This window comes from Flavobacterium aquicola (genome assembly GCF_003385115.1).
GTDB classification, from domain to species: domain Bacteria; phylum Bacteroidota; class Bacteroidia; order Flavobacteriales; family Flavobacteriaceae; genus Flavobacterium; species Flavobacterium aquicola.
The window spans coordinates 137,027-148,688 of sequence record NZ_QUNI01000006.1; the positions used below are offsets into that span (position 1 = coordinate 137,027).

Here is an 11,662-nt window from a genome sequence, read left to right on the forward strand (position 1 = left end):
CCCAAAACGTATAAAATGAAATATTCACATCTTGTTGTTTTATTCCTATTAACGACAACCCTGGCTATTGGTCAAAATAAAGAAAAAATAAAAGGATCAAAAACAGTAGTTGAGAAACCAAAAGAAATTGGAGAATTTACTGCTTTGGAAATTGAAGACAACCTAACTGTTTTCTTGGAAAAAGGAGAAAAAAATGAAATTAAAATCGAATCGGATGACAATCTTCATGAAGCCATCACTTTTGACATCAAAGAAAAAGCACTGCGTATTTATACCTCTAAAGAAATCAGCGGTTATAAAAAATTGGTTGTAAAAATCAAATACACAAATGATTTAAAATCAGTTACAGCTAAAAATGCCTCTATTGTAAATGCTCTAGAAGTAATTATACTAGATGACATTACCTTTAAATCATTAGATTATGCCAAATTATATTTGAATGTAAATTCAAAAAACTTCAGTTTGATTACAGATGATAAAACTAAAACTGAATTAAATTTAAAGGCCGAAAAAGCTAAAATACAATTAAGCAAAAACTCTCAAATCAAAGCTTTGATTGCTGCCACAAATCTTACGTTTGATATGTATCAAAAATCTACTGCCAATATTGAAGGAGAAAGTACGAATGCAGTAATACGCCTAGATAATGACAGCGAATTTACCGGAGTACGTTTTACAATAAATAATGCTGATGTAACGACAGATGGCTCCGCAATTTGCAATTTGATGGCCGATACAAGCCTAATAATAGATGCTAATAGTTCGTCCAAAATATATTTATTGGGAGCGCCAAAGATTGAAGTACGCAAATTTTTAGGAGAAGCCCAATTAATAAAAAAAGCTAAGTAAACTATAACTTTTACTCATAAAAAAAGTTCCAACTTAAAAAATTGGAACTTTTTTTATATCAGACAAGGTTTTAATGCTTTGCCGCCAAATATCTTTCAGCATCAAGAGCCGCCATACAACCTGTACCTGCAGCAGTAATTGCCTGACGATATACATGATCTGCAGCATCTCCTGCTACAAATACTCCTTCAACATTCGTTTTTGAAGTTCCCGGAGTATTTATGATATAACCTGTTTCATCAAGAGTAAGGAAATCTGCGAAAATATCGGTATTTGGTTTATGACCAATAGCAGCAAAGAAACCAGTAGCAGGAATATCAAAAATATCACCAGTTGTTTTGTTTTTAGCTTTCACGCCAGTTACTACATTGCCATCTCCTAAAATTTCAACTGTATCGTGGTTCATCAAAATAGAAATATTTTCAGTTTTGCGGACACGTTCTTCCATAATTTTAGAAGCTCTAAATTTATCACTGCGGACAAGCATTGTTACTTTCGAACATAATTTGGACAAATAATGCGCTTCCTCACAAGCTGAATCCCCTGCTCCAACGATAACTACTTCTTGATTTCTATAGAAAAATCCGTCGCAAACCGCACAAGCCGAAACGCCTCCGCCCATTTTTAAATAATGCTGCTCAGAATCTAAACCTAAATATTTAGCCGATGCTCCAGTTGAAATAATTACAGTATCGCAATGCAGTTCAATTTTATCATTAATCCAGACTTTATGAATATCTCCTGAGAAATCAACTTTTGTAGCCCATCCGTCACGAATATCTGCGCCAAAACGCTCTGCCTGCTGCTGCAATTGCACCATCATTTCCGGACCAGTAACTCCATCAACATAACCTGGGAAATTCTCTACCTCATTAGTTGTAGTTAATTGACCCCCAGGCTGCATTCCCTGGTATAATACTGGATTCATGTTGGCTCTGGCAGCATAAATAGCAGCTGTATAACCAGCAGGTCCAGAACCTATAATAAGACATTTTATTTTTTCGATTGTATCTGACATAATTTTTATTTTGAGGTACAAATGTAATCTTTATTATAAAAAATTCACACCTTAATAAATCCAAAAAATCGATACCGAAATAAATTTTAATTATTTTATAATTTTACTTTGAAAAGCAGAAATAAACCTTATATTTGCACTCGATTTACGGGGTGTAGCGTAGCTCGGTTATCGCGCCTGCTTTGGGAGCAGGAGGCCGCAGGTTCGAATCCTGCCACCCCGACAAAAAGCTGAACAGCAATGTTCGGCTTTTTTTGTGCAAAAAATTCACAAAAGCAATCAGCATCTAAAAATCAAAACTAACAGCTAAAAACTAATTCCTATATCAATATATTTATTTCTATTTTTGCACTTTAAACAAATCATTTATTATGCTCATCATAGGAATCGCAGGAGGAACCGGGTCTGGAAAAACGACAGTAGTACATCAAATCATGAATGAGCTTCCTGAAGCTGAAGTAGGGATTATTTCTCAGGATTCTTATTATAAAGAGACTCATGATTTAAGTTATGAAGATCGTTCTAATATTAATTTTGATCATCCCAGAGCTATTGATTTTGACTTATTGGTAGAGCATTTAAAAGAATTAAAGGCAGGAAACGTTATTAATCAGCCGGTATATTCTTTTGTACAGCATAACAGGACTGATGATGTTGTTATTACGCACCCGCGAAAAGTCATGATTGTAGAAGGTATTTTAATCCTGACAAATCCTGATTTGAGAAAACTTTTTGACATCAAAATTTATGTACACGCTGACTCTGATGAACGCTTAATTCGACGTTTAAAAAGAGACATTGCAGAACGCGGAAGGGATATGAATGAAGTTTTAAATCGTTATCAGACTACTCTAAAACCAATGCATGAGCAGTTTATTGAGCCTACTAAAGCCTTTGCCGATATCATAATCCCAAACGACAGATTCAATACCGTAGCCATAGATGTGGTTCGTGCTGTAATTAATCAGCGTATCTTATAATTTTGTTGTAATTTTATTGCAGGATAAAAAAAGGAAAAAATCTTTAGTGATTTAAAGCCAAAGTTATCCTAAACAAAGTTTCACTTTTCTTTTAAAACTAGGCAAAAAACCCAATGAAGAACCCATTTAAAAACAGCTATTGGTTTAAATTTTTCAGTAACAAGTACGTTTGGGTCTCGTTATCATTTTTAATCTGGATGGTTTTTCTGGATAATTATTCTTACTTTGAGCATCGTTTTTTGGACAAGCAGATAAATGATTTGGAAGATAACGCTGCTTATTATCAAGGGGAAATTAAAAAAGATGAAGAAAATATCAAACAGCTGAAAAATCCTCTGCTAATAGAGAAATACGCCCGTGAAAAATATTACATGAAAAAAGACAGTGAAGATATTTTTATCATCCAATTTCACGGCGACACAGTTAAGAAAAAATAATCTTATCTGATTTAAAATTTAATTATAATTAAAAATGGCAAAAAATTTATTCGACGATTTCAGCCCAGTTTCAGCAAAGCTCTGGAAACAAAAAATTCAATTTGAACTCAACGGAGCCGATTATAATGAAACTTTAATCTGGAATTCTCCAGAAGATATCAAAGTAAAGCCATTTTATGACAAAGAAGATCTTGCTAAAAAACAAGATATTTCTACAAAAGCTTCCCAGTTCAAAATCTGCCAGAATATATTCGTTTTTGATCTTGACAAATCTATTGCTAAGGCTTTAGACTCTATTAATCGCGGTGCCGAAAGCCTGCGTTTTACCATTCCTGCAGAAAATATAAATATTACAAAACTATTGGAAAAAGTTCCTTTAGAAAACATTACTGTTTACTTTCATTTCCAATTCATTTCAATCGATTTCGTTAAAAAGATTAATATAATTGCAAAAGAAAAAAATGCCGCTATTTTTTGTCTATTAGACCCGATAGGACAATTGTCAAAAGATGGAAATTGGTACACTTCAGAAGAAAAAAATAATTTTGAGACACTAAATATTCTTGCCAAAGAAACTGCATCGCTTTCATTAATAAGTATTAACAGTGGTTTATATCAAAATGCGGGAGCAAATATGATACAGCAAATCGCTTATAGTCTTGCACATGCTAATGAATATTTCAACAGAATTGACGCCATAAACAAACCTATTATATTTCAAATTTCAGTAGGAGCCAATTATTTCTTTGAAATTGCAAAACTGCGTGCTTTTCGAATTCTTTTCAAAAGCATAGCTAAAGAATATAATCACGATTTAGATTGTCATTTATTGGTTACACCAACAAAACGCAACAAGACCATTTACGATTATAACGTCAATATGCTTCGCACAACGACCGAATGCATGAGTGCAGTTCTTGGCGGAGCTGATGCAGTTGCAAATTTGCCTTATGATTCATTATATCACAAGGACAATGAATTTGGCGACAGAATTGCCAGAAATCAATTGCTCATTTTAAAAAATGAAAGTTATTTTGACAAAGTGAATAATCCTGCGGACGGCAGTTATTATATCGAAAGCTTAACTAATCAATTAGCAGAAAAAGCATTGTTATTATTTAAAGATATTGAAGCTAAAGGCGGTTTTTTAAAGCTCCTGAATGAAGGCGTTATCAAAAAAAAAATACAGGAAAGTGCTGATGCAGAACAAGCACTTTTTGATTCCGGCAAAGAAACATTAGTGGGTACCAACAAATATCCTAACAAGAATGACAAAATGAAACACGATCTAGAATTGTTTCCTTTTGTAAAAATCAAACCCCGAAAAACACTGATTACACCGATTATTGAAAAACGATTGGCAGAAAAATTGGAACAGGAAAGGCTTTCGGAAGAGTAATCAGCATCCAGCCCAATCTTTAGTAAAACAACAGAATCAATTTGGTTTAAACCAAAAGGATTAACGGCTAAAAAAATGAAAAGAAAAGATTTACAGCATATATCACTCAAAGAAAATTTCCAGCAGGCAGAAGATAAACAGCCTTCTGAAAGCTTTCTCACGGCCGAAGGAATTGAAATTCATACAACCTATTCTCAAAAAGATATAGAAACTCACGTACATCTTGATTTTGCGGCTGGTTTTGCGCCCAATTTACGCGGTCCATATGCTTCAATGTATGTACGAAAACCTTGGACAATCCGTCAATATGCAGGATTTTCTACGGCGCAGGAAAGCAATGCTTTTTACAGAAGAAATCTCGCTGCAGGACAAAAAGGACTTTCTATCGCTTTTGATCTGCCAACACATAGAGGATACGATTCTGATCATGAACGTGTAGTGGGCGATGTTGGAAAAGCAGGAGTAGCTATAGACTCTGTTGAAGACATGAAAATATTGTTTGATCAGATTCCGCTAAATGAAATGTCGGTTTCCATGACGATGAATGGTGCTGTACTGCCAATTATGGCTTTTTATATTATTGCTGCCGAAGAACAAGGCGTTAAACCAGAACAGCTCTCGGGTACCATTCAAAATGATATCCTGAAAGAATTTATGGTACGTAATACTTATATCTACCCGCCAGCTCCTTCCATGAAAATTATTGCAGATATATTTGAGTTCGCAAGCGATAAAATGCCAAAATTCAATTCTATTTCCATCTCGGGATATCATATGCAGGAAGCTGGAGCTACCGCTGATATTGAATTGGCTTACACACTTGCCGATGGGCTGGAATATATTAGAACAGGATTGGCAACAGGAATGAAAATAGATGATTTTGCTCCACGCTTGTCCTTTTTCTGGGCCATCGGCATGAATCATTTCATGGAAATTGCCAAAATGAGAGCAGGAAGGATGATTTGGGCAAAACTGCTAAAACAGTTCAATCCTAAAGATGAAAAATCATTGGCACTTAGAACCCATTGTCAAACATCCGGCTGGAGTTTAACAGAACAAGATCCATTCAATAATGTAGCCCGCACCTGTATAGAAGCGACAGCCGCAGTTTTTGGAGGAACACAGTCTTTACATACCAATGCTCTGGACGAAGCAATAGCTTTACCTACCGACTTCTCTGCTCGAATAGCCAGAAACACCCAAATCTATCTGCAGGAAGAAACCAAAATTACCAAAACAGTGGATCCTTGGGCAGGAAGTTACTATGTTGAAAGCTTAACTAATGAAATTGTAGAAAAAGCATGGAAACTCATTGAAGAAGTGGAAGAATTAGGCGGAATGACCAAAGCTATTGAAACCGGCATCCCTAAAATCCGAATTGAAGAAGCTGCTGCCCGCAAACAAGCCAGAATAGACAGCGGACAGGATATTATTGTTGGCGTTAACAAATACCGATTAGAAAAAGAAGATCCATTACAGATTCTAGATGTAGACAATCAAATGGTACGCCAGCAGCAATTAGAACAATTAAGCAGAATAAAAGCATTCAGAGATTCAAGCAAAGTTCAAGCTTCATTGCAAAAATTAACCAGCTGTGCACAAACTGGCCAGGGAAATCTCTTGGAAATTGCGGTTGAAGCTGCTAGAAATCGCTGTACATTGGGAGAAATCAGCAATTCATTAGAAACAGTTTTTGGAAGATATAAAGCACAGATTAAATCTTTTAGCGGTGTATACAGTAAAGAAATGAAAGATGACAAAAGTTTTGAAAAAGCAAAACAGCTAGCTGACGAGTTTGCCAAACAAGAAGGGCGCCGTCCAAGAATAATGATTGCAAAAATGGGACAGGACGGGCATGATCGCGGAGCCAAAGTAGTTGCAACTGGCTATGCCGATGTAGGCTTTGATGTCGATATTGGCCCATTATTTCAAACTCCTGCAGAAGCAGCCAAACAAGCCGTTGAAAACGATGTGCATATCCTTGGCGTATCCTCACTGGCAGCTGGACATAAAACATTGGTACCGCAAGTAATAGAAGAATTAAAAAAACATGGACGAGAAGACATTATGATTATCGTTGGAGGAGTAATCCCAGCTCAGGATTACCAGTTTTTATTTGACGCAGGTGCTGTAGCTGTTTTTGGTCCTGGAACAAAAATTAGTGAAGCCGCTATCCAAATATTAGAAATTCTGATTGATTAATTATATTATCCAGATGTTAGCTGAAACAAACTTTTTACAATTTTATATTTATGCTAAAGCACTAAAAAAATAAGGAAAACAAACAGATTTACAGCTTCATTCCATTAAAATAAAAAAAAGTTGTTTTAATTCTCCCTTTGCTATAAGATGTAAAATCATAAATACCTAAAATAATTTGAGCAATCAAAAGATAAGCTCGCCTAATTCTTTCTCACATAGTAATTCAAAAAAAAGACTGCTTTTGGTTATTATGTATATATTTTGGGGTGCACTGCATTTATTGCAATAATTAGAAGTAACAATCTGAATAAAAGGCCTTTACAAATTAACACAACTAAAGTAAACAATTAACAATCAGTACTTTATAATTGAATTAATTTTAAAGCGTATTAAAGCAAATAAAATAACAAAAAGGGGAAGTAATACTAAAGAAGCCTTACTATTTGTTTTGGAATACAATTTTCAAATATAATTTTAATTAAAAGTATTATGAAAACACTTATAATTACCCTCTTCTTGGGAATATACTCCCCCATATATTCGCAAAGTGAAATCTATGACAGCAACAATGAAGGTACTATCAACACAGTAGATCTCCCGGAAATTGTTATCAAAAATGCAGGAAAAGATTTTTATTATTATCTGCCAGATAGAAATCCAGACCCAAGTGTTAGGAAACTCCAGAGTGAATTTGTTGCCTATAATTTAGGCAAAGACTATGAAGGTTTTGACAGCTATCTCGTTATTCTTGAAGGAGAAAAAGGAATTTTGACAGCCACTTATGATGTTAAGGGAAAACTAACCAGTGTAGTTGAAAAGTATACTAACACACAGCTTCCTCTTCCTGTTATTTATTCCGTTTACAAAGCATATCCTGGATGGCAAATTGTCAATGACAAATATCTTTATACACAGGAAAATGGAGATATTACACAAAAAGAATACAGTTTAAAACTTAAAAAAGACAATGAAGTTCTTAAATTAAAAGTAAACCCTAAAGGTGATATACTTTCTAAGAACAATGCAGCAATTGCAAAAATGTAAAAAATTAAGGGGCGGTTTAAAATAAATTTTTAAACCGCCCCTTAATAAAATCTGAAAATCTACTCAACGCTTGCATTGCTGTCTGCAACGATAAAGGAAGTATCATAACCTCCAAATCGTAGCATGTAGCTTTTTAACGAAGTACCATAGGCATCTTTAAAAAGCCGCTTGCCTTTATATCTGAAATACTTTTTAACAGAACCCACACCAGCAAGGTGTGCAGCTGCCAGAATTCCAGACTCAGTTATGCGAGTTCCGTTTAAAACGGTTCCTTCATATCTTTCAATAACGTTTCTAAGTTCCCATTTGTTTTTTGATAGCAAAGCAATAAAAGCTTTTTCTTGCATTTTGGGACTATTAAGGAATGCTGCGCTATCGTGAATACCGATAGTTTTTAAAGTTTCAACACCAAATTGGTATTTTCCTAAATAACCGAGAGAATTAATTTTTCTGTATTTTCCCTGTGACTCTTTGAAGGCGATTGCTTCTTTATATCCAATAAAGAAAGTTCCGGTATATGGAATTTCAGAATTGGTATAATCAGTCACATTTAATGATGGTAGCAAGTAGGATGTATCATCTGATTCGTTAATTAGAAACCATGGGGTAGATTCTAATTTGGATGGTTTAAAACCTAAGCTTAAAAAAGCTACTACAACAATTAAAGTTGTGTAAAAATACCATTTTTTTATCATAAAGTAGTTTTCTTCAAAACCTGTCACGTTATTGAAATTTCTATGCCCAAAGATACGACTTAAAAAAATAAAGCTGAAAATCAACCTTTTAAACTTATCAACCGCTCTTATAAAAACCCCGTAAGTAACTAGGTCTGCGGACGTTCTGCTGTTAACAAAATTTCAAAAAAAGGATTAAAACATCAAAAAACAGATAGATTTATATGAGTTTATTCCTGCTTAAAAAATGTAAAAACGTCGTGAAAACATAAAATTAGACACAAAATAGTACTAAATTCTGATTTCACGATAACGTTTTAGCTGAAAAAGCAAGAATTTTCAATTATTAAAGCTGTTTTTTTAGACAGGATCACAAGGATAGCTGTTCATTATATTCAAAAAATAGTAAAAACAAAAAAGCTTCAAAACTGTCATCAACAATTTTGAAGCTTTATTTAAATTAAACAATTTCAGTTATAAAACTAACGCTGTACGCCTTGACTAATAATCCAGTCTGAATATTTTTTGGCATTAACATTATGCTCTGCCAAAGTAGCCGCAAATTCATGATATCCAAAACGGTCAACGCTGGCACAGAAATAGATATAATTATTTTTTTCAGGATTTAAAACTGCTTCAAGAGCCGTAATATCAGGCATCGCAATTGGCCCCGGAGGAAGACCGATATTCACATAGGTGTTATAAGGATGCTTCATAACTAAATCATTATAAAAAACTCTTTTTATTACTTGATTAAAATCATTCGACTTCTTTTTCATCGCAAAAATCACTGTTGGATCAGCCTGCAATGGCATTTCCAATTTCAATCGGTTCAAATAAACACCTGCGATTCTAGGTCTTTCATCTTTCTTAACTGATTCTTTATGTACTATCGAAGCCAATATTGTTGCTTGAATTGGTGTCAGACCTTGGGCTTCAGCTTTTGCAGTTCTTTCCTTGTTCCAAAAATTATTATATTCCTTAATCATTTTATCACGAAACTTCACTGCCGAAGTATTCCAGTAAAATTCATAGGTATTTGGAATAAACATTACAAAAACGTTTTCTTCGTTAAATCCGTTTTCTTTCAAAAAGACGGTATCTTTAAACGTATTCAATAATTCCAAACTGTCCGGTTCTAATTGGGAACCAACGCGTCCTGCCAAATCTTCCAACCGTTCCTGATTGTTGAAAGCCAAATTTACTGGATCGTTATGTCTCATCGCTTTGACCAAATCATAACTGCTCATTCCTTTTTTGAATAAAAAACGTCCAGGTTTTACATTTTCAGGATAACTTGCCTTATTGGCAACCATTTCAAAACGCTCAATGTTTTTTACGTAAGGACTAATAATTTTCTTTACTTGCTCATAATCCGAGTCAGTTGGCACGTACACATATACCTCATTCTCTTCAAATTTTGTGTTACCGCTAAAAACCTGATACATCAAAACAGCCCCATAAACGATTAAGCCTGATATTATTGCAACTGCAACTAGTGAAATTATTTTTTTTTGATTCAAAATATAAAAATTTTAAAATTACAGCGCCACTTAGTTGTCGCCCTTGTTATTATTAATTAATTGAAAAATGGCTTCATCCTTGTAAACTCCATTTACTAAAGTCCAATCTTTCTTTACGCCAATTTTTTCAAAACCAAATTTAGTAAAAAGTGCAATACTAGCTTCATTTTCGCATCCAATATTTGCATATAATTGATGCAGATTAAGATTATAAAAAGAGTAGTGAATAAGCAAGTCCAAAGCTTCAGAACCAATATTCTGATTTCGATTTGCATTATCCTGAATTACAATCCCTACACCAGCTCTGTTATTCTTTGGATCAAAATCAAAAAGATCAATTAATCCCAAAGCTGGAAAATCTTCATCCTGACATATTGCCAATCTTAACTGTTTGGCTTCATAAATATCCTGATGTGCATTTTCCAAATACTGTTTTACCAAAAACCGGCTGTAAGGCGTATGTGTGTTACTCACTTCCCAAATTCTTTGATCGTTTTCTATCGCATAAATAAACTCCAGATCATTGGGTTCAAGTGCCCGAATGTAAATAGTATCGCCTTTTAATGTTTTCATTATAATAAATTACGAATGTGAAATTACGATTTGCATTGAACTTAAATTACAAAATTAGAATTACCATAATCCGTAATTCGCAATTTTCAATTCGTAATTAAATAGCAATAGTTCCTTTAAACACAAATTCGGCTGGTCCTTTTAAGAAAACATTTGAAAAACCATCTTGATTTTTATCAAATGAAACCACTAATTTTCCTCCTTCTACATTTACATTAATAGAAGTAGCTTCGGTTTGTCCTGTAGCATTCATGGCGATAGCAACTGCTGTAGCACCTGTTCCGCAAGCCAAAGTTTCATCTTCAACGCCTCTTTCATAAGTGCGGAGCCTGAAAGTAGTATCATCTATCTTTTTTACAAAATTGATATTACTTCCTGCTGTGCCATATAATTCACCGTAACGGATCGCTGCACCATTATCTTTTACATTGTAATGTTCTAAATCATCTACCATTTGTACATGATGCGGAGAACCGGTGTTCAGGAACGAATAATCGGCTTTGATATCTATCGACGGAACATCGATCATTTGTAATGAAACCAATTTATCCTCAAATGAAGCATGGTGCAGACCGTCTGTTGCGATGAAAGTAGTGGCATTTTCAATCATATTCAAATCTTTGGCGAAAGCCACCAAACAGCGTCCGCCGTTACCGCACATTGAACTTTGATTTCCATCTGAGTTGTAATACACCATTTTGAAATCAGTTTCAGAGTCATTTTCTAACAAAATAAGTCCGTCCCCTCCTATTCCAAAACGTCTGTCACACAAATGAGCAACCAATTGTGTATTGTCTTTTGGAAAAAAACCAGAACGATTGTCAATCATAACAAAATCGTTTCCAGCACCTTGATATTTATAGAATTCTAACTGCATTTTTATTTCAATTTTAGTCTCACAAAAGTACAAACTATTAATGAATTGTTAATCATTGTTAAAGAGCGTTAAACCATATTGTGCGA

The 11,662-nt window shown here is 34.3% G+C and carries 11 protein-coding genes and 1 tRNA gene; 7 read left to right on the forward strand and 5 right to left on the reverse strand.

All coding sequences use genetic code 11. The features are described from left to right. The first annotated feature begins 15 nt into the window (after window positions 1-15). A complete protein-coding gene (locus C8P67_RS11940) occupies window positions 16-849 on the forward strand; it encodes a GIN domain-containing protein (RefSeq protein ID WP_115813411.1) in 834 nt (277 codons plus the stop codon). Between the two features lie 70 nt (window positions 850-919). Here C8P67_RS11940 and trxB read toward each other — a convergent pair whose 3' ends face one another. Beyond that, window positions 920-1,867, reverse strand: a complete 948-nt coding sequence (gene trxB, locus C8P67_RS11945) for a thioredoxin-disulfide reductase (protein WP_115813412.1) — start codon at window positions 1,865-1,867, stop codon at window positions 920-922. 148 nt (window positions 1,868-2,015) lie between these two features. On the opposite strand from trxB, the gene C8P67_RS11950 reads away from it, so the two are divergent. The 6 genes from C8P67_RS11950 (at window position 2,016) to C8P67_RS11975 (ending at window position 7,929) form a co-directional block, all read left to right on the forward strand. After that, a tRNA-Pro gene (locus C8P67_RS11950) sits at window positions 2,016-2,090 on the forward strand. Window positions 2,091-2,238: 148 nt separating this feature from the next. Continuing rightward, the gene (gene udk / locus C8P67_RS11955; RefSeq protein ID WP_115813413.1) at window positions 2,239-2,847 is read left to right on the forward strand and encodes a uridine kinase; all 609 of its coding nucleotides are present in this window, start codon (window positions 2,239-2,241) and stop codon (window positions 2,845-2,847) included. Between the two features lie 113 nt (window positions 2,848-2,960). Next, entirely contained in the window at window positions 2,961-3,284 is a 324-nt protein-coding gene (locus C8P67_RS11960; protein ID WP_115813414.1) for an FtsB family cell division protein, read from the forward strand. 34 nt (window positions 3,285-3,318) lie between these two features. Further along, window positions 3,319-4,683, forward strand: a complete 1,365-nt coding sequence (locus C8P67_RS11965; protein ID WP_115813415.1) for a methylmalonyl-CoA mutase subunit beta — start codon at window positions 3,319-3,321, stop codon at window positions 4,681-4,683. 75 nt (window positions 4,684-4,758) lie between these two features. Further along, window positions 4,759-6,885, forward strand: a complete 2,127-nt coding sequence (gene scpA / locus C8P67_RS11970) for a methylmalonyl-CoA mutase (protein ID WP_115813416.1) — start codon at window positions 4,759-4,761, stop codon at window positions 6,883-6,885. A gap of 489 nt (window positions 6,886-7,374) precedes the next feature. Next, window positions 7,375-7,929, forward strand: coding sequence for a hypothetical protein (locus C8P67_RS11975; RefSeq protein ID WP_115813417.1), 555 nt, complete (start codon window positions 7,375-7,377; stop codon window positions 7,927-7,929). Between the two features lie 59 nt (window positions 7,930-7,988). On the opposite strand, the gene C8P67_RS11980 is transcribed toward C8P67_RS11975, so the two are convergent. The 4 genes from C8P67_RS11980 to dapF all read right to left on the reverse strand — a co-directional run bounded on the left by C8P67_RS11980 (window position 7,989) and on the right by dapF (window position 11,576). Beyond that, window positions 7,989-8,624 (reverse strand): peptidoglycan-binding protein LysM, encoded by a 636-nt coding sequence (locus tag C8P67_RS11980; RefSeq protein ID WP_115813418.1) that lies wholly within the window; start codon window positions 8,622-8,624, stop codon window positions 7,989-7,991. Window positions 8,625-9,085: 461 nt separating this feature from the next. Then, window positions 9,086-10,126: an endolytic transglycosylase MltG gene (gene mltG / locus C8P67_RS11985; protein ID WP_115813419.1), complete on the reverse strand. Its 1,041-nt coding sequence runs from the start codon at window positions 10,124-10,126 to the stop codon at window positions 9,086-9,088. Window positions 10,127-10,156: 30 nt separating this feature from the next. After that, the gene (locus C8P67_RS11990; protein WP_115813420.1) at window positions 10,157-10,699 is read right to left on the reverse strand and encodes a GNAT family N-acetyltransferase; all 543 of its coding nucleotides are present in this window, start codon (window positions 10,697-10,699) and stop codon (window positions 10,157-10,159) included. Window positions 10,700-10,796: 97 nt separating this feature from the next. Continuing rightward, complete coding sequence (gene dapF / locus C8P67_RS11995; protein WP_115813421.1) at window positions 10,797-11,576, reverse strand: diaminopimelate epimerase; 780 nt, start codon at window positions 11,574-11,576, stop codon at window positions 10,797-10,799. Between the last annotated feature and the right edge of the window lie 86 nt (window positions 11,577-11,662).